Origin of the sequence: Halomonas sp. 113, from assembly GCF_904067645.1 — a bacterium.
In the GTDB taxonomy this organism is placed as follows: domain Bacteria; phylum Pseudomonadota; class Gammaproteobacteria; order Pseudomonadales; family Halomonadaceae; genus Vreelandella; species Vreelandella titanicae.
In genome coordinates this window covers 3,038,097-3,059,533 of sequence record NZ_LR881453.1, presented here as the reverse complement: position 1 = coordinate 3,059,533, position 21,437 = coordinate 3,038,097, and the positions used below count along the sequence as shown (strand labels likewise).

At 56.7% G+C, this 21,437-nt stretch carries 17 protein-coding genes; 10 read left to right on the top strand and 7 right to left on the bottom strand.

Annotation, left to right across the window (positions count from 1 at the left end; genetic code table 11):
• Nucleotides 1-89 precede the first annotated feature (89 nt).
• The 6 genes from putA (YERSI8AC_RS14450) to YERSI8AC_RS14425 form a co-directional block, all read right to left on the bottom strand.
• Nucleotides 90-3,755, bottom strand: coding sequence for a bifunctional proline dehydrogenase/L-glutamate gamma-semialdehyde dehydrogenase PutA (putA, locus tag YERSI8AC_RS14450; RefSeq protein WP_138800841.1), 3,666 nt, complete (start codon nucleotides 3,753-3,755; stop codon nucleotides 90-92).
• Between the two features lie 78 nt (nucleotides 3,756-3,833).
• A complete protein-coding gene (gene putP, locus YERSI8AC_RS14445) occupies nucleotides 3,834-5,324 on the bottom strand; it encodes a sodium/proline symporter PutP (protein ID WP_159176975.1) in 1,491 nt (496 codons plus the stop codon).
• 251 nt (nucleotides 5,325-5,575) lie between these two features.
• On the bottom strand, nucleotides 5,576-8,767 hold the full coding sequence (gene putA / locus YERSI8AC_RS14440) for a bifunctional proline dehydrogenase/L-glutamate gamma-semialdehyde dehydrogenase PutA (RefSeq protein ID WP_159176974.1): 3,192 nt from the start codon (nucleotides 8,765-8,767) through the stop codon (nucleotides 5,576-5,578).
• Nucleotides 8,768-8,929: 162 nt separating this feature from the next.
• On the bottom strand, nucleotides 8,930-9,751 hold the full coding sequence (locus YERSI8AC_RS14435) for an AraC family transcriptional regulator (protein ID WP_022522991.1): 822 nt from the start codon (nucleotides 9,749-9,751) through the stop codon (nucleotides 8,930-8,932).
• Nucleotides 9,752-9,811: 60 nt separating this feature from the next.
• Entirely contained in the window at nucleotides 9,812-10,171 is a 360-nt protein-coding gene (locus YERSI8AC_RS14430) for a hypothetical protein (protein WP_022522992.1), read from the bottom strand.
• A 269-nt stretch (nucleotides 10,172-10,440) separates the two neighbouring features.
• Complete coding sequence (locus tag YERSI8AC_RS14425; RefSeq protein WP_022522993.1) at nucleotides 10,441-10,848, bottom strand: CBS domain-containing protein; 408 nt, start codon at nucleotides 10,846-10,848, stop codon at nucleotides 10,441-10,443.
• A gap of 241 nt (nucleotides 10,849-11,089) precedes the next feature.
• On the opposite strand from YERSI8AC_RS14425, the gene YERSI8AC_RS14420 reads away from it, so the two are divergent.
• The 8 genes from YERSI8AC_RS14420 (at nucleotide 11,090) to YERSI8AC_RS14385 (ending at nucleotide 17,331) form a co-directional block, all read left to right on the top strand.
• The gene (locus tag YERSI8AC_RS14420) at nucleotides 11,090-11,650 is read left to right on the top strand and encodes a YqaE/Pmp3 family membrane protein (RefSeq protein WP_159176973.1); all 561 of its coding nucleotides are present in this window, start codon (nucleotides 11,090-11,092) and stop codon (nucleotides 11,648-11,650) included.
• Nucleotides 11,651-11,738: 88 nt separating this feature from the next.
• Nucleotides 11,739-12,608 (top strand): carboxylate/amino acid/amine transporter, encoded by an 870-nt coding sequence (locus YERSI8AC_RS14415; protein WP_022522995.1) that lies wholly within the window; start codon nucleotides 11,739-11,741, stop codon nucleotides 12,606-12,608.
• Between the two features lie 63 nt (nucleotides 12,609-12,671).
• Complete coding sequence (locus tag YERSI8AC_RS14410; protein ID WP_039859209.1) at nucleotides 12,672-13,607, top strand: NAD(+) kinase; 936 nt, start codon at nucleotides 12,672-12,674, stop codon at nucleotides 13,605-13,607.
• A gap of 2 nt (nucleotides 13,608-13,609) precedes the next feature.
• A complete protein-coding gene (locus YERSI8AC_RS14405) occupies nucleotides 13,610-14,596 on the top strand; it encodes a metallophosphoesterase (protein ID WP_027958679.1) in 987 nt (328 codons plus the stop codon).
• Between the two features lie 240 nt (nucleotides 14,597-14,836).
• Nucleotides 14,837-15,688, top strand: a complete 852-nt coding sequence (locus YERSI8AC_RS14400; protein ID WP_159176972.1) for a rhomboid family intramembrane serine protease — start codon at nucleotides 14,837-14,839, stop codon at nucleotides 15,686-15,688.
• A gap of 10 nt (nucleotides 15,689-15,698) precedes the next feature.
• Nucleotides 15,699-15,983, top strand: coding sequence for a YeaC family protein (locus YERSI8AC_RS14395; RefSeq protein ID WP_022522996.1), 285 nt, complete (start codon nucleotides 15,699-15,701; stop codon nucleotides 15,981-15,983).
• Nucleotides 15,967-16,827, top strand: a complete 861-nt coding sequence (locus YERSI8AC_RS14390; RefSeq protein WP_159176971.1) for a DUF2797 domain-containing protein — start codon at nucleotides 15,967-15,969, stop codon at nucleotides 16,825-16,827. Before YERSI8AC_RS14395 ends, YERSI8AC_RS14390 begins: the two co-directional genes overlap by 17 nt.
• A gap of 78 nt (nucleotides 16,828-16,905) precedes the next feature.
• Nucleotides 16,906-17,331, top strand: a complete 426-nt coding sequence (locus tag YERSI8AC_RS14385) for a CopD family protein (RefSeq protein WP_022522998.1) — start codon at nucleotides 16,906-16,908, stop codon at nucleotides 17,329-17,331.
• Between the two features lie 25 nt (nucleotides 17,332-17,356).
• Here the strand turns inward: YERSI8AC_RS14385 and YERSI8AC_RS14380 are convergent, their stop codons facing one another.
• Nucleotides 17,357-17,818, bottom strand: coding sequence for a DUF2231 domain-containing protein (locus YERSI8AC_RS14380; RefSeq protein ID WP_022522999.1), 462 nt, complete (start codon nucleotides 17,816-17,818; stop codon nucleotides 17,357-17,359).
• 36 nt (nucleotides 17,819-17,854) lie between these two features.
• Here YERSI8AC_RS14380 and coxB point away from each other — a divergent pair, with 36 nt between their 5' ends.
• Nucleotides 17,855-18,898: a cytochrome c oxidase subunit II gene (gene coxB / locus YERSI8AC_RS14375; protein WP_159176970.1), complete on the top strand. Its 1,044-nt coding sequence runs from the start codon at nucleotides 17,855-17,857 to the stop codon at nucleotides 18,896-18,898.
• Nucleotides 18,895-21,435 (top strand): cytochrome c oxidase subunit I, encoded by a 2,541-nt coding sequence (gene ctaD / locus YERSI8AC_RS14370; protein ID WP_159176969.1) that lies wholly within the window; start codon nucleotides 18,895-18,897, stop codon nucleotides 21,433-21,435. The genes coxB and ctaD overlap by 4 nt, the downstream gene beginning before the upstream one ends.
• Nucleotides 21,436-21,437 lie beyond the last annotated feature (2 nt).

Genomic DNA, 21,437 nt, shown 5'->3' with positions numbered 1-21,437 from the left:
TGAGACAGTCTGGGAGGAGGGCGAGCGAGCTCAATGAGTCGCTCGCCTCCTAAGCACCGATCCCTAAGCGCCTACCATTTAGCGCCGACCTATTCAGCCGTTGCCAGCAGGCTGGCGTTGCCACCCGCCGCGGTTGTGTCTATGCACAGATGGCGTTCCACCACGTAGCGATCCGGCGAGATGGTCTGGGTCTCGAGCGATACGATGGCACCGTCGCGCTTGGCCAGCGCCATCCGCAGTTCACGAGTCCAGTCGCTGGCGCCAGCGGCGGCGACCGTTGCAATGCCTTTGACTTCGCTCAGTGTCTCGGCTGAAACGCTTCCATCAAGCCCTGCCACCGGTGCGCCGGCATCGGTCAGTGGCTTCACGGCTTGCTCGGCACCTGATGCGACTACGACAGCGGCACAGCCCGCGCCTAGGGCCTGTGCTGCTTGAGCAATGGCGATATCCAGCGTCGGCCCTAGGCACAGAACCACTCCCTTGGGGTACATTGCCAGGCGGTTGCTTTCCCCTGTCGGCCCTGGGAGGGTCTGCGGTGTCATATCTAACGCTGCCGTTTCGGCAAGTGCCTTGCGGATCACGCCGCCTTTGCCGGAGAGCGCCTTGCGCAGTACCTCGATGCGATTGGGTCGTACCGCCCAGTTACGCGCATCCAGCCCGTCTATGGCCGATTGGAGGTCGCCGAGCGATACGGCTTTTCCCTCCGGCGTCTCGTGGCACTCGGCTTCAGCGGTGCGGCGGAAGCGATTGACGTAGAGCGGGCCGCCAGCCTTAGGCCCGGTACCTGAGAGGCCCTCGCCGCCGAACGGCTGAGAGCCAACGATGGCACCGATCTGGTTACGGTTGACGTAGACGTTGCCGACATGGATGCGCTCGACGATCTGCTGCACGCGGTCGTCGATGCGGGTATGCAGGCCGAAGGTCAGCCCGTAGCCCTTGCCATTGATGTCGTCGACGACCTTGTCGATATCCCGCGCCTTGAAGGTGGCCACGTGCAGCACCGGGCCGAAGATTTCACGTTCGAGATCTTCAATGCCTCCAACCTCGATCACCGCCGGGGTCACAAAGGTACCGGTGTACGGCGCAGACAGCTTCTTCAGCACTTTGCCAGCTTTCTCATTCGACGCCACGTAGTCGCTGATTTCCTGTTGGGCGTCAACATCAATCACCGGCGAAACGTCGGTGTCCGTGTTCCAGGGGTCGCCAATGGTGAGTGCGTCCATGGCGCCATAAAGCATGTTGAGCAACCGGTCGCGGGCCTCTTCCTGAACATACAGCATGCGCAGCGCTGAACAGCGCTGGCCAGCCGACTGGAAGGAGGAGATCAGGATATCGCGCACCGCTTGCTCGGTCAGCGCCGTGGAGTCCACGATCATGGAGTTCAGACCACCGGTCTCGGCGATCAGTACGGCGTCGGGGCCTGCGTTGTCCGCCAGAGCCTTGTGGATGATCTGTGCCACCGGGGTCGAGCCGGTGAAGCAGACGCCAGCGATACGTGGATCGCTGGTTAGCGGGCCGCCCACCGTTGGGCCGTCGCCAGGAAGCAACTGTAGTGCCGCTTCCGGTAGGCCAGCCTCACGCATCAGCTCGACGGCGCGGGCGGCGATCAGGGGCGTCTGCTCGGCGGGCTTGGCGAGCACCGCGTTGCCAGCAACCAAGGCGGCAGCGATCTGGCCGGTGGTGATGGCCAGGGGAAAGTTCCACGGGCTGATGCAGACGAAGATGCCGCGGGCGCTGCCGGGCTCTTCCGCTTCCAGCCGCTCGCCCTCGTTGGCGTAATAACGCAGGAAATCCACCGCTTCGCGCACTTCGGCAATACCATCGAACATCATCTTGCCCGCTTCGCGGGTGGCGATCACGGTCAGCTCGGCAATGTGTTCCTCGTAGAGGTCGGCGGTGCGTCGGAGTACCGCGGCGCGTTCGGCTGCCGGGCGCGCCGACCACTCTTTGAAGCCTTGCTCGGCGGCGTCGAGGGCAGTGGCGACCTCTTCCGGGGTGGCTTCATGCACCTTGCCGATCACCCGAGAGCCGTCGGCGGGGGAGACGGCATCGCGCGCCGGGCCCTGGGGAGCGGGGCTGCCCACCAGCATGGGGCCTGCGGTCCAGGTGGCGTCGGCAAATGCTTCGCGGGCATTGAGCAGCGGCAAAATCGAAGCGGGTTCGTTGATGCGGTAGCCCTTGGAATTCTTGCGGTCGGGCTCGAATAGCTGGCCGGGCTGACGGATCAACGGGCTTGAGACGTCGTTGCCGAGTTGCTTGAACCCTTCAATGGGATCTTTTGAGACCTCGCTCGCCGGAATCGAGCTATCCACCACCTGGTTGACGAACGAGGAGTTGGCGCCATTCTCCAGCAGACGGCGTACCAGGTAGGCCAGCAGGTCGCGGTGCGCACCGACAGGGGCGTAGATGCGACAGTGCGTACCTTCTGACTCCTTGACGATGTGGTGTAGCGATTCGCCCATTCCATGCAGGCGCTGGAACTCGTAGCTGTCTTTGTCGTCGCCCGCCATTTCTACAACGGCGGCGCAGGTGTGGGCGTTATGGGTCGCGAACTGCGGGTAGATGCGGTCACGTCGGTCGAGCAGCATTTGCGCGCAGGCCATGTAGCTGACATCGGTGTTGACCTTGCGGGTGAAGACCGGGAAGGTCTTCACCCCCATCTCCTGGGAGAGCTTGATCTCGGTATCCCAGTAGGCGCCCTTAACCAGCCGCACCATAATCTTGCGGTTAAACCGCTCGGCCAGCTCGTAGAGTGTCTCTATCATCGGCGCGGCGCGGCGCCCGTAGGCTTGCACGACCACCCCGAAGCCGTCCCATCCATCAAGACTGGGGTCGGCCATTAGAGCCTCAATCACGTCGAGGGAGAGATCCAACCGATCCTGTTCTTCGGCATCGATATTGAAACCGATATTGGCCTTGGCTGCCTGCTGCACTAGTTCCTTGGCGCGCGGTACCAGTTCTGCCATCACCGTGTCGCGGTGGGTGTATTCATAGCGCGGGTGCAGCGCCGAGAGCTTTACTGAGATGCCGGGGCTTCCGCGCACGTCGCCCTTGGCCTGCTCGGCAATCGCGGTGATCGCCTCTGAATAAGCTTGGTGATAGCGGACGGCATCTTCGTCGGTGCGTGCCGCTTCACCCAGCATATCGTAGGAGTAGGTATAGCCCTGTTTCTCCAGTTCGCGGGCATTCTTCATGCCTTCTTCGATGGTCTGGCCAAGCACGAACTGGCGGCCGAGAATCTTCATCGACTGGCCAACCGCCTTGCGTACCACCGGCTCGCCCATCCGGCGCACCAGGCCGCGCAGCGCTCGGGTCGGGCCCTTGGGGTCTTCTTCCAGCACCTTACCGGTCAGCAGCAGTGCCCAGGTAGAGGCATTGACCATTGATGACGAGGACTTACCCAGGTGGGCGCCCCAGTCGGAGGGCTCGATCTTGTCGTGGATCAGGTCGTCGATGGTTTCTGCATCGGGCACGCGCAGTAGCGCTTCTGCCAGACACATCAGGCCAACGCCCTCAGTGGTCGAGAGCCCGTACTCGGCCAGGAACGCCTCCATCATCGAGGGCGACCTTTCCTTACGCACACGCTCCACGTAGTTGGCGCCAACAGCGGCGACCTTCTTGCGGCCGTCTTCTGAAAGCTTGATGCGCTCGATAAGCCCGTGCAGCACATCTGCCTCATTGGCGTCGTAGTTGTTGCGAATGCGTGAGCGTAGTTCACTCACGTCGCTATGCAGATGGGGTTTGGCTTCGTTCATACAGGGTCTCTCCTTGCTACACGAAAGGGCTCCCGCGGGAGCCCTCCTCGATACTTTGAATGCGTCCTACGTGCTCGTTTAGCGCTCAATATGTTGATATTCACCAGAGTCGTTAGTCATGTTGCTCACCACCAGGATGGCAATGAAGGACGCGATGAAGCCAGGAATGATTTCGTACACACCAGGGCCACCCATGAACTCACCGTTCCAGCCCAGCGAGATCCAGATCATAACCGTGAGAGCACCCACTACCATGCCCGCGATGGCACCATTGCCGTTCGTGCGAGGCCACATCAGCGATAGAATGATCAGCGGCCCAAATGCTGCACCGAAGCCTGCCCAAGCATTACTGACCAGACCCAGTACCTGAGAATTTTCGTCAGAGGCAATAACGGCGGCCACAATACCCACCAGTACCACGCAGACACGGCCGACGGCGACACACTGCGTCTCAGTGGCGTTCTTGTGCAGGAATAGACGATAGAAGTCCTCAGTCAGTGATGAGGATGCCACTAGAAGCTGACTGGAAACGGTACTCATGACCGCAGCCAGTAGCGCCGCGTAGAGGAAGCCGGTAATCAGCGGGTGGAAGAGCAGATTCGCCAGGATAATAAAGATTGTTTCCGGATCCTGGACATCCAGGCCATTGCGGATTGCATAGGCCCGACCAAATATACCCAGAGAAACGGCACCAATCAGGGAGATCAGCATCCAGCTCATGCCAATGTTGCGGGCAATCGGCACATCCTTGAGCGTCCGGATTGCCATGAAGCGCACGATGATGTGCGGCTGTCCGAAATAACCCAGCCCCCAGGTCACCGCAGAAAGCCAGCCGATAAAGGTCAGCCCCGATGTCCAGGATAGCAGGGTGGGGTCGACTTCGTTCAGCGTCTGTGACGCTTGGGAGAAGCCGCCGCCACCTTCACCAAAGAGAACCACCGCCGGCATGATCACCAGTGCCAGCATCATGATGCAGCCTTGCACGAAGTCCGTCATGCTCACTGCCAGGAAGCCGCCGACAACCGTATAAATAAGCACCACGCCCAGGGTGATCATGACCCCCATGGCGTAGTTGCTCATATCGCCGAAGTTGTAAATGCCAGTAAACGCGCTTTCAAACAGCTTGCCGCCTGCCACTAGGCCTGACGCGGTATAGACTGCGAAAAAGATCACGATGACGACAGCGGAGACTGTCCGCAGTGACATTGACCGCGTTGGGAAGCGGTTTGCCAGGAAAGCTGGAATGGTGATCGCGTTGCCGTAGTGAACCGTCTGTTCACGTAGACGAGGGGCGACTAGAATCCAGTTGAATAACGCCCCCACGAGCAAACCAATGCCGATCCACGCCGAGCCTAAACCCGAGACGAACATTGCACCGGGTAAGCCCAGCAGCAACCAGCCGCTCATATCTGAAGCACCCGCCGACAGGGCCGCTACTTTTGGGCTGAGGGTGCGACCACCCAGCATGTAATCTTCAGAGGAAGAGGTGGATTTGCGCATCGCATAAATACCGATGGCAACCATTAGCGCAAAGTACGCAATGAGACTGATCCAAACACCTATAGCCATGTAACTTCTCCAATTATTCAGGACGGAGCTAGCTCCGACAGGTTAGTGCGCATACCGAGAAGAGTACGGTAGTGGCGCAGTCTTGTTGTTGTTAGCCCCTTTTCATATCCATGTTATTGGCCCTGGTGAGCCCGCTATAGATGAAGACAGAAAGGTCTGTGGTGCCTTTGTATGTAACGATCCCTATATTATTTTCGACCATGAGATAGTTTCCTGTTCAGGAGTTCAGGTTAGTGATGTTGATGAGTAGTTCACTCATCGCCTAGCGCCAACAGCGACGCATTCCCGCCTAAGGCGGCGGTGTTATTAGTAATCGTTTTCTCGGTGACAAAGCGCTGCAGATAGTGAGGGCCGCCGGCTTTTGGGCCAGTGCCTGAAAGGCCTTGACCACCAAACGGCTGCACGCCCACCACTGCACCGATGATATTACGGTTGATGTACACGTTACCCACGCGCATTTTCTGGGCGACTTCAGCGGCAAACGATTCGTTGCGGCTGTGCACGCCAAACGTCAGGCCGTAGTTGCGACCGTTGATGTCGTTGATGACCTTATCAAGCTGGCTAGATTTGTAGCGCACGATATGCAGGATTGGCCCGAACTGCTCGCGGGTCAGCGCATCGATGCTGTCGATAATGAAAGCGACGGGGGCCACGAAAGTACCCTCCTGGGTATGCTCAGCGGCCATTGGCGTTTCAGCGACAAGGCGATTTTCAGCCTTGAGTTTTTCGATATGCTCCAGCAGGCCTTTGCGGGCGTCTTCGTCGATGACAGGACCAACATCGGTTCCCAGTTCGCGGGGGTCGCCAATGTGTAGCTCGTTCATGGCGCCTTTGAGAATTTCGATCACTCGGTCGGCAACATCGTCTTGCAGATACAATACGCGCAGTGCCGAACAGCGCTGCCCGGCGCTCTGGAAGGCTGACTGAACCACATCCACCACGACCTGCTCGGGCAGGGCAGTGGAGTCGACAATCATGGCGTTCATGCCGCCGGTTTCGGCGATTAACGTGGGCAGCGGGGCGTTCTCCCTTGCCGCCAGGGCGCGGTTGATAATTTGTGCGGTGTCAGTGCCACCCGTAAAGACCACGCCGGTAATCCGCGAGTCGGAGGTCAACACGCTGCCTACCGTCGGGCCATCGCCGGGCAGTAGCTGAACCACATCCCGGGGCATACCGGCTTCGTAGAGCAGCTCTATGACCCGGTGGGCAATAATGGAGGTCTGCTCCGCCGGTTTGGCCAGTACGGTGTTACCCGCCACTGCCGCGGCCACTACCTGGCCACAGAAAATTGCCACTGGAAAGTTCCAGGGGCTAATCGCCGCGAATACGCCTTTGCCGCCCATCATCAAGCGGTTGGATTCGCCGGTGGGGCCGGGCAGCACAATCGCTTCGCCAAAGTCCTCTTCTGCGCGCATGGCATAGAAGCGGCAGAAGTCGACGGCTTCTCTGATCTCATCGACGCCATCGGTAAGTAGCTTGCCACCTTCCCGGGAGCAGAGTGCCATTAGTTCCGCCATATGCTCTTCCATCAAATCGCCCAGGCGACGCACGATAGCGGCACGTTCAGCCACGGGCGTAGCATCCCAGCGGGGGAAGGCGGCCCAGGCAGCATCCAGGGCCTGGGTTGCCTGCTCTTTGCTGGTCCACTGCACGCTGCCCACAGTTTTGCGGCGGTCATAAGGGCTGGTGACGCTATGGGTATTAGCTGTGTCGTCTGCGACTTCAAAGGCCAGCAGCGGCTTGGCCGGGTACTGCTTGCCCATAAACGCGGCCATCTTCTCCATCAGCGGGTAGTAGTGGCTGCGAATGTTCAGGTTGACCCCGCGAGAGTTGCGTCGTTTAGGGCCGTAAATATCCTTGGGCAGTGGAATGTTCGCATTGGCCAGGTTTTTCTGCTGGCGCAGGGTCTCAATCGGGTGCTGACACAGTGACTTGACCGGTACATCCGGGTCGACCAACTGGTGAACAAACGATGAGTTGGCACCGTTCTCAAGCAGGCGACGAACCAGGTAGGGCAGCAGGTCTTTATGTGCTCCCACCGGGGCATAAATGCGGCAGTAGGTGCCTTTCGGTGCGCGCTCAAGCGCGGCGTCATAAAGGGCTTCACCCATGCCGTGTAGGCGTTGAAATTCGAATGGACGGCTGTCGCGGTTGGCGAACTCCAGGATCGTCGTCACCGTGTGAGCGTTGTGGGTCGCGAACTGAGGGAAAATACGCCCACGGGTATCGTTAGAAAGCAGGAACTGTGCACAGGCGAGGTATGCAACATCGGTGCCCGCTTTGCGGGTAAACACCGGGTAGCCGTCAACCCCGAGCTGCTGGGACTCTTTGATTTCAGTATCCCAATAGGCGCCTTTGACCAAGCGTAGCGGAATCTCATCCCCCTGCTGGTCGGCCAAACGATTGATGTAGTGCAGCACCGGCAGGGCGCGCTTGGAGTAAGCTTGGACAACCAAGCCAAAGTGTCCCCAGCCTTTGGCGGCTGCGCTTTCGTAAACCGCGCGGAAGACTTCCAGGGAAATCTCCAGGCGATCAACTTCTTCAGCGTCAATCGTAACGGCCACATCCAGCTCGCGCGCCTTGCTCACTAGCTTGATAACGGTGTCGACCAGCTCAGCTAGCACCTGCTCGCGGCGGCCAAACTCATAACGGGGGTGGAGCGCAGAGAGCTTGATGGAGACCGACGGCGCCGGGGTCTTATCGCTTAAGGTTTTGCAGGTTTTTCCCACTTGCTCGATCGCGCGTGCGTAGTCGTCAAAATAGCGCTGTGCGTCGTCCCGGGTGCGCGCAGCTTCACCCAGCATATCGTAAGAGTAGGTGTAGCCTTTATTGAACAGTGGTTTGGAGCGCTTGAGGGCTTCATTGATATCGCGGCCCAGCACAAACTGTTTGCCCATGATCTTCATCGCTTCGTACATGGCACGGCGAATAACCGGCTCGCCCATGCGATTGACCATGCGATTAATAAAGCTGGCGGGCTGACCCTCCTTAGGGTGATCCATTTTCAGCACGCGGCCAGTCATCAATAAGCCCCACGTAGAGGCATTGACCATCCAGGATTCGCTCTTACCTAGGTGAGACTGCCAATCGGCGGGGCCGAGTTTGTCCTCGATCAAGGCGTCGGCGGTGGCTTTATCGGGGATGCGCAGCATAGCTTCCGCAAGGCACATCAGCATCAGGCCTTCATGGGTATCCAGGCTGTACTGCTGTAACAGTTCGTCGATGGTATCGACAGCCGTGTCCATCTTACGGACGTCCTCAACCAGCGCAGCGGTATTGGCTTCAATGCGGGCGAAATCTTCGCGGTTGGCATTCAGCACCTCGATCAGTTCACTGACGTAACTATTTTCGTCCACTAGGTAGTGGTCGCTAACGCGCGCCATGAGGGTGTCGAGATCGGTTTGCCAGATGGCAGGGTCACGCATGTGGTTGGCATTGAGCATTGAAGCCCCCGAAAGTCTGAACAGAACAAATGGGTAACAGGGCATTTCGCCCAAGCAAATAAGCGAATGTAGAGTGCAGCTACCTTTGGTGTATGTTGATTTCAGGGCAAAACGTGTCAATTTCGCGGCAAGAGTAGCCTTTATACGACTTTAGTAGAGTTTTTACTGGCCTGCTACTGACCCTAAAGCAGCGTTTGATGGGTTAATCGAGATCGGTGGTACATCTGCCTGACGTAATTTCCGCGGCGATAATCCGTAACTGCGGCGAAATGCATGAGAGAGCGCGCTTTGGTTGGCAAAGCCGGTTTGAATCGCAATATCGGTGAGGGGCAAGCGGCTTTGCAGGATCAGTTGACGGGCCGCATGTAGACGTTGGCGCTTGACGTACTGCCAGGGCGAAAGCCCCGTTTGAGCGCGGAAGCAGTCGGAAAAATGCGCTTCGCTTAGACAGGCTAGCCGCGCTAAATCGGCGACGCGCAGGTCTTCGGCGAGATGTTGACGAATAAAGCGGTTAATACGCGTCAAATCCAGGCGCTGCTGCGTACTGTTGGCGGTAGTACCTAGGCGCGCTTTTAGTGAACCCAAAAGCGTGGCGGCTAAACGGTCTTGCTGAAAGGAGTTTGTCGATGTATCCAACCCTTGAGCAAGTTCGCTCTGCATAAACGCTAGGTAGTGGCGTAGTGCGTTATCTAGGCCAAAAAAGCGTGGGGCATCGAATAGTGCTACCAGTTCGCGGTTCTCACCGGTTAGCGCAGGGGCGTCTTCGGGAAGATCGAAAATTAACTGCCGGTTATGGCCGTAACCTGAGTAGTAGTGCTCGTGGTTAGCGGGCACGATACAGCCCGAGAATGCATTTACTCGCCCACCCAAGCCTTCAATTTCAAATTCTGAAGAGCCGCATAGCGTAATCACAATCTGATGAAAATCATGTGTGTGGTGATGTGTAGCGCTAGCTAGCGGTATTTGTCGAATGGTACTGGGCATGCAGTTCTCCTGAATTGCATTAGGTCTCCTGAACCGCAATACGCCTTCAAAACACAACAGCTACTGCTGGCGAAGGGCAGTGTGGGCGGATAAATGGTCGCGAAGGGCCTGAAGCTCTGCCTGTCCCTCTTGATTGAGCAACGGCTTGCCCTGGGCAACCATCCAACGGCGGCCGTGCTGTTCCATCAGGTGTGCGGCACGGCGCCTGATGCCGTCCAAGTACTCGTTGTGCCGAATAGGGTAACCGATTATCGCGTTCCACTCGGTTTCGCTCACTTGGCTGCTGAGCGCTTTATCAAACAGCGCCAGTAAATCTTTAGGCTCAGTACGGTAACGTGGGGTGCTTGACGTCATCAGCACCAGCATTACCGCACCAATCACGAGTAAGCAGACTCCAAACACTAATAAATACAGCGCCATTCGCTCTGCTCCTGGGCGTCATCCGTTAATAAATAGCTACGTTATTATACGCTTGGCGCCGCTCGGGTCGGAAATTTTACTTTTTTGCGAACTTTTACTTCATAGCGTGTCTGAGTATGTACAGGCAACATCGCGATAGCAGTCGCTAAAGTTGTTGTCCTGGCTCTTTGTTTTGATCCCTTGCTTCCGCTACTTCTTGAGTAGCGGCTTTTTTTTGTCTAAAGCTCAACTGTTCTTCGACACCTGATTTGAAACCGTTAAGCACTCTGCTAGTGGCGACGTATAGCCAGCAGCGCTACCAGGATATCACGTCGTGTCACAATTCCTATTAGACGCTGCTGTTCCACTACTGGGTAGACTTTGGGTTTAGGGCCTAGCATCTCCTGGGCTAGGTCGGTAATGCTTTTATTGGGAGAGACGCTGAGCACTTCGTGGCGCATCATCTCTTTCACCAGGGGCGCTTCATCGTCATGATAAATGCTGTCCAGCACACGTCCCATGACATCCTGCTCCGAAATAAAGCCGATTAAACGATCACTCTCATCCACAACCGGTGCGCCAGGCAGGCGATGCAGTGCCAGCCCCTTGGCCAAGGTTGTTATCGAGGCGTTGGGTGAAACGCGGTAGCAATCACGGGACATGATATCGCGGACGATGCTAGGGGTTGCTCTATTCATGGTGGGCGCTCCTCGCTCATCGTATTCAGCGCTATGGCAAATCGGGTATCGCAAATTATGCGAACTGATAAGTCGTCGCTAAGTGCTAAAGTAGCTTCAACACTTTCACTGTAGGCGATTTAAGCCGCTGTGTTCTAACTGCAAGCCGTGTTTTTTCAACGCTATAAGTACTGAATTTTCTAAGCTGTTAATTTTCTAACTGCTCAAATGACCTGCAAGTTAACGAAATAAGGAGCTACTCATGGATGCACGTGAGTACTTAAACCGCAAAAGGGTAGGGCTCGACCGCGACCCTGACCGGCCAAATACCTTAGAAGAGAAGGCCTGGGAGCGTGCGCGGGGTTCCGGTCACCAGCGGCCAAAATCGGGGACGCCTCACGACTGGGAGGATTGGGAGCGTTATCACGATGACCTGGCAGAAGGGGCTGAAACCCTAGAGCAAAAAATTGATAAAGAAGCCCACCGACTTGCCCAGGAGCGGGCAGCTAAGGCCGCGGCTGAACCAGCCTCCAGCTCAGTGGAGCACTTCACTCCGACGCCTAACGTTGATCCAGCGCCTGCCGAAGCCGCGTCTGCCAAAGCCACGCCGCCTAAAGCGACGCCCTTAGAGCAAGCGGAACAAACTGTCCCGGAGCCTGGAGCGTTAAAATTCGCCTACTATGCTCTTGCGTTACTATTGCCGCCGCTGGCGGTAGGGCTAACTGATGGTGGTCGTAAGCGAGTAGGGGTAGCTGTGTTGCTAACCCTAGCGGGCTGGCTGCCCGGTGTCGTGTATGCTTTTTGGTGGTTGCAGCAGCGTTAACTAAAGACCCTTGCAGACGTTAACTACTTGGCAGCCTGATCCAGGTGCGTATAATCCCGGTAAACTAATTTACAAGTCGGGGTTTACGATGGGTTATTTGATAGGCGTCACGGCGCTTTGGGCGTTCTCATTTTCGCTGATAGGCGTCTACTTGGCGGGCCAGGTCGACAGCTACTTTGCAGTACTGTTGCGGGTAACGCTTGCTACCCTGGTCTTCCTGCCTTTTTTAAGACCCAGCCTTCTGCGGGGTAAGCACCGGCTGGCGCTTATGGGCTTAGGTGCTATACAGCTGGGAGTAATGTACACCTTCTTCTATCAATCCTTTCTGCTGCTGTCGGTACCTGAAGTGCTGCTGTTTACTATCTTCACGCCTATTTATATCGCGCTACTGGATGATCTGCTGTTTGGGCGTTTTACGCCGATTTATATCGTGACTGCACTGCTCGCCGTCGTTGGGGCGGGGGTGATTCGCTATGACGGCGTTGATAGCGGTTTCTGGGCAGGCTTTTTAGTTGTGCAGGGGGCCAACCTCTGTTTCGCGCTTGGTCAGGTAGGCTATCGCCGTTTAGCCGCTGATTTGCCACCTACCCTGGCGTGGCACAACGTGTTTGGTTGGTTCTTTATTGGCGCGATGGTCGTGGCCCTGCCTGCTTATTTACTCTTTGGTAACAGCGCAGCACTGCCTACCACGTCACTACAGTGGGGCGTGCTCGCATGGTTGGGGCTAGTGGCTTCTGGCGTGGGCTATTTTGCCTGGAACCAGGGCGCCACCAAAGTAGATGCAGGCACTTTAGCGATTATGAATAATGCGCTGGTGCCGGCGGGGCTAATCGTCAATCTAGTGATTTGGAACCGCGACGCGGATATTCCGCGTTTGCTGTTGGGGGCACTTATCATGGCCGCCTCCCTATGGCTCAATCACTGGTGGTGCCAGCGTCGTCAGGTAGCCGTTAGCTAAGCCTATTTGCCCGATAGCTGAGGTGTCCCCATAATGGCGACTTATGTTAGCGAGAGTCGGCCCATGAGCAACACCTTATCAGCAGACGCTAAGTCAGCGCCCTCCAGCGATCAATCAAGCAGAACCTTTAAAACTATTGGGCTGATTGGTCGGCTGGGGAGTGACAAAGTGGTCGACTCCCTTCAGCGGTTGGTAACCTACCTGGTCGCCCATGACTACTCGGTATTAGTGGAAGATCGCACCGCTACTGTCATACCGCACCATGGTCAGCCGGAAGCCAGCCGCCGCATGCTGGGCGAGCTGTGTGACTTGGTGATTGTGGTAGGGGGCGATGGCAGTCTATTGGGCGCGGCGCGTGCGCTATGCCGCAGCGGTACGCTGATTTTAGGCGTTAATCGGGGCCGCTTGGGGTTTCTTACCGATATCTCCCCAGATGAGTTGGAAACCCGCGTCAGTGAAGTGCTGGCGGGGGAGTTTGAGGTTGAACAGCGTTTTTTGCTCGATACTGTGCTCTACCGTAATGGCGTTGCCGTAGGTAATGGCGATGCCTTGAACGAAGTCGTGCTGCACCCCGGTAAAGCGGTGCGCATGATAGAGTTTGAACTGTTTATCGATGGTCAGTTTGTGTATAGCCAGCGCAGCGATGGCTTGATCGTTGCCACTCCCACCGGTTCTACGGCCTACGCGCTCTCTGGCGGCGGGCCGATCATGCACCCCAAACTGGATGTTGTGACGCTGGTGCCGATGTTCCCGCATACGCTGTCGAGTCGCCCCATTGTGATCGATGCCGCTAGTGAAATACGTATTCACATTGGCGAAACCAACCAGTCCTACCCGCATATCAGCTGCGATGGACAAACTCGAGCGGTAGCCAAGCCCAACGATGTGCTGGTGATTACCCGCAAGCCTGAGCGTATCCAGCTGGTGCACCCCATCGGGCATAATTTTTACGAAGTGCTGCGCAGCAAATTAGGCTGGAGCCACCGGTTGGGGGATTGAGCATGGAGGGATACGACCTCATTGGCGATGTCCACGGCTGCGGTGCTACGCTCGCCTCTCTGCTGGAAAAGCTGGGTTACCACCAGCGCAACGGCGTCTATCGCCACCCGCGTCGCAAAGTGATTTTCCTAGGTGATTTGATTGACCGAGGCCCTAGAATTCGCCTGGCAGTGACTATTGCCCGGCGAATGGTCGAGCAGGGCGAAGCGTATATCGTCATGGGGAATCACGAGTATAACGCCCTGGCGTATACCCATCCTGGGCCTGCAGGTAGCCACAAACGCTGGTTGCGCGAACATACGCCGCGGCATAATCGTATTATTCAGGACACCCTAGAGCAGTATCGCGACTACACCAACGAGTGGGAAGACACCCTGGCGTGGTTTAAAACCATCCCTTTGTGCTTGGAAATCGATGGTATCCGCGTGGTGCATGCCTGCTGGGATGAGGCGCTGATTGAAGAGCTGAAACAGCGCCGCCCTGATTACTGCATGGACACACAGTTTCTGATTGAGTCCACCAACTCCAAAACCCAGGCGTTTCGAATTTTAGACCGCCTCACCCGGGGCCCTCATGTCTCACTACCCAAAGGTATTGCGATACACTCTGGCGATGGCTTTACAAGACAAAGCTTTCGCGCCCACTTTTGGGCCCAGGCACCTCAGCAGTGGGGTGATGTCGTCTTTCAACCGGATAACTTGCCCGGCGACCTTGAAACGCGCGCATTGACCCACGAAGAGCGCCAGAAACTTAGCTACTACGGGCCAGAGCAGCCGCCGTTGTTTATCGGCCACTACTGGTGTGAAGGCATACCGGCACTGCCGACACATAATATTGCCTGCCTAGATTACAGTGCCGTGAAATATGGGCGTTTAGTGGCTTATCGCTGGAGTGGTGAGAGAGTATTAAATGCCGACCATTTTGTGTGGATTAAGGTACCAAAAGAGGAAAGGGCGCTGCCCAAACCCTGGGAAATCGACTTTGATTAACAGTTGTTTCATTTTATTACATAAAATTACATATTTTTTTCAAAACGGCTGAACTAACCCTGCCGCTGGCCATCTGAGTAAGTGTTCCCTTGAATGATCCCTTGCTTTTATTCTCCGGCGGTTCCCACCGCCGGTTTTTTTTGCCTGTTTGTTGGCAACCGTGTGGTTCATTCAGTAGTTGTCTTCAATAGCTACCCGCTGCGGTCAGCATGCCGCAAGCGCTTTGATTAGAGGGATGTCATGCATCCAGTGATGCTTCTGCCCGATCACGCGGATACCAGTGAACTTCGCCAAGCACTCTGGCGCCACCGCATTGGTCACCGCATTACCGATGAAGCGGACGGCCAACTGCTATGGATAGCCGACCCACGCCAGCTTGGCGAACTTAAAGCACTGCTAGAGCGCTGGCAGCGGGGCGAACCCCTGGTGCTTCATCAGGCTGCTCAGCGCCCGCGCACCATGACCAACTTCTTGGCATCGTTAAAGCAAGTGCCGGTAACGGCGCTGATGATTGTCATTAGTCTGGTGGTATTTGCCCTGATTGGTGTTTTTGGTGACCAGTTGATTGTCACTCTAACCATCGTGCCGATAGGTATTTCAGAGGGTGAGCTGGTCTTCGGTAATCTGTCTCAAACGCTTACGTCAGGACAAGTATGGCGCTTTTTATCGCCTGCTTTTCTGCACTTTGGCTGGATGCATTTAATATTTAACCTGATGTGGGTGTGGTACTTCGGACGTCAGATTGAAGCACTCCAAGGCAGCCGTACCATGTTACTGCTGTTGATTGTGGCGGGCGTTGGCGCGAATGTGGCGCAGTACGCGACCGGAACCGTGCTATTCGGTGGCATGTCCGGGGTGGTATATGCCTTACTGGCTCACGTTTGGTTGATGTCACGCAGGGTGCCCCAAAGCGGCTTCTTTGTACCGCAAATGCTGGTGGTCTTTATGCTCGGCTGGATGGTGTTCACCATGACTGATATGGCGGGCAGCGTTGGTTTTGGCAATGTCGCTAATGAAGCACATTTGGGCGGTCTACTCGTGGGGCTTGTCACAGGCTGGTATTATTCATCCCGCCGTTTGAAAAACCGTTAAGAGGCCTGCAATGAGCGAAATGACGTTCGAAAAAATGATCAACCAGATGACCCCAGCGATTTATGAAAGCCTTAAACAGGCGGTATCGCTGCGCAAATGGCCCGACGGTCGCCGCTTAACGCCGGAACAGACCGAACTCTGCTTGGAAGCCGTCATGCGCTTTGAGGTGGAGAACAACGTGCCGGAAGAGAGTCGCGTAGGGTATTTAGAGCAGCGTACCTGCGGTGCAGCGGCTAGCGGTGCTGGCGTAACGCCTGAAATGGCGGGTTTGGCACGGGATGCCACGCGTGATTGAAGCGGCAGTACCGGGCTTTTCAGTACAGGGCTGTTTAAGCAAAATGGCGGCAGCGCTACCTGGCCGCCAAGATCAGCCGGTGGTTTACCACTTACGCGCGGGTGAGCACCGTGTTGCGCTTAACGAGCGTATCGGTGAGCCGCTTAGTTTGCGGTGGACGGGAGCAATTGCCTGTACCCACTGCGGGCGAGCAACCAAGAAGAGCTTTGCCCAAGGCCACTGTTACCCCTGCTTCAAGCGGCTAGCCCAGTGCGATACCTGCATTATGAAGCCGGAAACCTGCCACTTTTTCCAAGGCACTTGCCGTGAGCCGGAGTGGGGCGAGCGGCACTGCTTCCAGCCCCATATCGTCTATTTGGCTAACTCGTCGGGGCTTAAAGTCGGCATCACTCGCAAAACCCAAATGCCTACCCGCTGGCTGGATCAAGGCGCGATCCAGGCGCTGCCGATTCTTGAAGTGGATACTCGTCAGCAGTCCGGTTTTGTCGAAATGCTGTTTAAAGAGCAGGTGGCCGACCGCACCAATTGGCGTGCGATGCTCAAGGGCGACGTCGAAACCATGGATTTAAGTGCCGAGCGTGACCGTTTGCTAACCCTGCTAGCCGATGGGTTGCACCAACTGCGCGAAACCCATGGTGCGGACGCCATTCGCTTTTTGGAACAGCCAGCGCAACATTTTCACTACCCCGTCAGCGTTTTTCCCAAAAAAGTGGTGTCGCATAACTTTGATAAACAGCCGCTGGTCGAAGGCGTGCTGCAAGGCGTCAAAGGGCAGTATTTGATCCTTGATAGTGGGGTCATTAATCTCCGCAAATTCACTGGTTATGAGATCCAGGTAAGTTGAACGGCTAGCCATAAAGGGGGGCTTTGACTAAGGTTAGGGGTGATCTGCCCCCGCCTTACGCAACGCAAGGAAGCCCCGATGCCTTGGCTTAAACTGCTTCACATTGCCGCGCTAGTGATCTGGTGCGGCTCACTGCTTTATCTGCCCGCCTTGCTTAGCCAAGCACTGCAGCTTCGCAAAGACGCGGGCTTCGCTCAGGGCACACCGCCCATGCCGCGGTTTTTTTATAACTCAGTCGCTACCCCGGCCGCTTTAGTGGCTATTGCCTCGGGCACGCTGCTATTTCTCATCCATGGTGTGTTGGGCGGCTGGCTGATCTTAAAGCTGGGTGCCGTAGTGGCCATGGTCGCCGCTCATGGCAGCTTTGGCTGGTTAATCTTGCGCCTTGAGATGGGCCACTACCGCTGGGTAAAACCCGCCAACTGGACGGCGCTATGTGTTGCGTTAGCGGGCATTATAGGTGTGTTGGGGCTTGTGTTAGCTAAGCCACTGGATTGGAGCTAAAGCCGTGTCTTTTAACAGCTTAGTTTTAATCCTCAACGTCGACCCCCACGGCGTGCTCATACACCAACTGCCCACCCAGCCAGCCTGCCAAAGCGATCAACGCGGCGGTGAGCAGCGATACGGCCAGCCCCCAAGGCAAAATCGCACTCGGGTCGTTGAAGCGCAGCAGCCAGTTCAGCGACGCCAACGAGAGCATCACCACCGCGACGATAGCATGGCTCCAGCCGGTAATCAGGCGGCGAATGCGCGGCACAGTGACCAGGTCAATAATGCCTGCCGTGCTGGCAATCCAACCGCCAAATGCGCCGACACCGGCCAGCCACAAGCTGGCGCGCAACCAGAATGGGTCGCCGCTAAGCAGGAAACCGATATCGCTTGCCACCAGCGCCATCAGGGCCGCGACGGGAAAGTGAATCATCACGGGATGAAGCGGATGGCCGGCGAGAGATGCGTGGCTTTTAATCGAGCGCTGGCGAGGCTTTGCCATGATCACTTCCTGTGGGCAGAAAAAGGAATTCAAGGGATGAGGCTGATTATTCAACGCTTAACCAAGCAGCGGGTCAACTCACTTGGCACACCGCTAGCGCTGTTAGTCGGCCTGCTATTAGCCGGTTGCGCGGGGGATAAGTCTATTCTAGACCCGGCAGGCCAAGCCGCGCGAGACGTGGCGATGATTTGGTGGGTAATGCTGAGTTTTGGCACTGTGGTATTGGTGCTGGTGACTGCTTTTTGGCTGTATACCTTCAAGCGCAAGGAGGTTGTACGTACGCCTGCCGAGGAGCGAAAAATAGCGCGTCGCTGGATTATTGGCGGTGGCATTGTGCTGCCGGTGGTCAGCATTACCGCACTACTGGCCTTTGGTGTGCCCACCGGCCAGCGGCTTTTACCGTTGCCCCTGGCAGAACCGCCGGAGGTAATTGAAGTGATTGGCCACCAGTGGTGGTGGGAAGTGCGCTACCCCGGCGCAGAAGGGGGAGAGGTGGTGACTTCAAATCAGCTCATCATGCCCGCTGGTGAGCCAGTTGATTTTCACGTTACTGGTGCGGACGTTATTCACGCTTTCTGGGTGCCTCGCCTGGGCGGCAAGATCGATATGATCCCAGGGCGAGTGAACAAAATACGCTTGGAAGCGGACGAACCGGCGGTATTTGGTGCTCAGTGCGCAGAGTTTTGCGGCGCCCAGCATGCCCAAATGCAACTCTATGTGGAAGCCGTCGGGCGTGACGAGTACGACGCTTGGCTGGCCGCCCGTCAAACGGAAGCATTATCGTCGCTAGCTGCAAACGATCAGCAGCATGAGCCTGCCAGAGAGGCATTTATGACCCATTGCGCGAGCTGCCACCGGGTAGCGGGACTATCCTCTGGGGAGGAGGGGCCGGATCTTTCTGATCTTGGCAGCCGGACGAGCCTCGGCGCGGGGGTAATGGCCCTGGAAGAGGGGGCGGTAACCCGCTGGCTACAGCACCATCAAGATTTAAAGCCGGGCAACAAAATGCCGCCCCACGATGATATTGAGACGGCCACCTTGGAGAGCCTGGGTGCTTGGCTGGAGACGCTCACCCCATGACCACCATTAACCGAGAAGCTACCCCAGAAGGCGATAACATCGCAGGCCCCGATCAGTTGCACAGTGACTTGCACGACATATGGGGCAATCCGCGGGGCTTAAAAGCCCTCACCATTGTTAACCACACCACGCTCGGCCTACGTTTTATGGTTACCGGGATGGTGTTCTTCTTGATCGGTGGCCTGTTGGCCATGCTGGTGCGCACCCAGTTGGCGCTCCCCGATCAAGACTTTATGTCGCCGGATATCTATAACCAGGTCACCACCATGCATGGCACGGTGATGATGTTTCTGTTCGCCATCCCCATGCTGGAAGGGTTGGCGATTTATATGATTCCCAAGATGATCGGTGCCCGGGATTTGGTCTGCCCTCGGCTTACGTCGCTGGGCTACTGGTGCTACCTGTTTGGCGGCATTATTTTGTCGTTTAGTTTGGTGCTGGAGATGGCGCCGAATAGCGGCTGGTTTATGTATACCCCGCTCAGTGGCAGCGAGTATTCACCGGGTTTGGGCTCAGATTTCTGGCTGTTAGGGATCACCTTCGTTGAGATCTCCGCGCTGTCTGCCGGGGTCGAATTGGTGGTCTCGATACTGCGTACCCGCACCCAGGGCATGGCGCTGCACAAAATGCCGCTGTTTGCCTGGTATATCCTCGCCATGGCGCTGATGATCGTGGTCGGTTTCCCGCCGCTGATTCTGGGCAGTATTCTATTGGAGCTTGAGCGCGCAGTCGGGATGCCCTTTTTCGAAGTGGCGGGTGGCGGTGACCCGATTCTTTGGCAGCACCTCTTTTGGCTGTTCGGCCATCCTGAAGTTTACATCATTTTCCTGCCTGCGGCGGGCATTGTCTCCACGCTGATACCAGTGTTTGCTGGCCGTCCGATCGTTGGTTACGGCTGGGTGGTCTTCGCGATTACCGTGACAGGCTTTATCAGTTTCGGACTATGGGTTCACCACATGTTTACCGTGGGGATTCCGCAACTGGCTCAAGCATTCTTCTCCGCGGCCAGTATGCTGGTGGCGGTACCTACCGCGATTCAGGTGTTTGTCTGGCTGGCTACGCTATGGCTGGGTAAGCCCAAAATGAAGCTTCCAATGCTATGGATCATGGGCTTCCTGATTATCTTCGTGTGTGGAGGTTTGACTGGAGTAATGCTGGCGCTGGTGCCCTTTAACTGGCAGGTGCACGATACCCACTTTGTCGTAGCGCATATGCACTATGTGTTGGTGGGGGGCATGTTCTTCCCACTGATTGCCGGACTCTACTACTGGCTGCCGCTGTTTTCAGGGCGAATGCCTTCTGAAACCCTGGGCAAATGGGGCTTTTGGCTCACCTTTTTGGGCTTTAATGGCACTTTCTTGATCATGCACTGGACTGGCCTTTTGGGGATGCCGCGGCGGGTCTACTCTTATGAAACGGGCATGGGCTGGGATATTTTCAACCTGCTGTCATCCATGAGTAGCTTTATTATGTCGGCGGGGATTGCCATGGTGCTGCTGGATTTTGCGCTGCACTTCCGTTTTGGCAAACCTGCTAAGCATAATCCCTGGAACGCGGATACCCTGGAGTGGGCCAACAGTATGCCACCCAGCGCCTATAACTTTGTCAGCCTGCCAAAGATCGATACGCGCCACCCACTATGGGATGACCCGGATCTACCGCGCACCATGGCAGAAGGGCAACATAGCTTGGCGGTGGCTACCCATGGCCGGCGGGAGATGTGGGGCACCGACCCATTAACGGGCAAAGTGCGGGAAATCATTCATCTGCCGGGTAACTCCTGGTGGCCGCTGTTCGCCGCAATGGCATTGGCCGTGGTGTGTTTAAGCCTGCTGACGCGGCTATATCCGCTGGCGGGTATCGCCGTTGTCGTGGCCGGACTATTTCTACTGCGCTGGTCTTGGGAGAATGGTGCGCATCCAAAAGCGGCGCCAGATGCAGAGGTAGCCCCCGGTGATCCACCGCTGCACTCGCGCACCATGGATGGTCCAGGCTTATGGGCCATGTCGATCACGCTGCTGGCCAATGGTTCGTTCTTTCTCTCTTACCTGTTTGGCTGGTTCTATCTATGGACGGTGTCCCCTGAGTGGCGGATGCCTGAGACCTCACCGCTCTCCTTGGTGGGGCTGATCCTTGCCGGGGTGGCGCTAACTGCTGGCGTGGGAATTCTCGAAAAACTGGTGCGCGGTTTGCGCCAGGGTAAGGATGCGGGGCTGGCTGTGGGCATGTATTGCATCAGTGCCCTAGGCTTTGTTCAGGTTGCGATAACGCTTTGGGTGCTGTTGAGTGCAGACTTGGCGGTGACCGAAACCTCCCATGATGCGATCATTATGGTCGGGCTGGCCTATGCGCTGCTACACGGCGGTTTAGGCGCGGTGCTGACCCTGTTTCAGGGCCTGCGGGTAGGTTATGGCTATGTGGGTGCCCATGCGCCTTTCGAGCCTGCCGTGGTTGCCCAGTGGTGGCGCTATAACCTGGTGACGTTCTGGATACTCGTGGGCGCGCTTGCCGTGTTGCCGCGTGTGATAGGGAGCTAAGT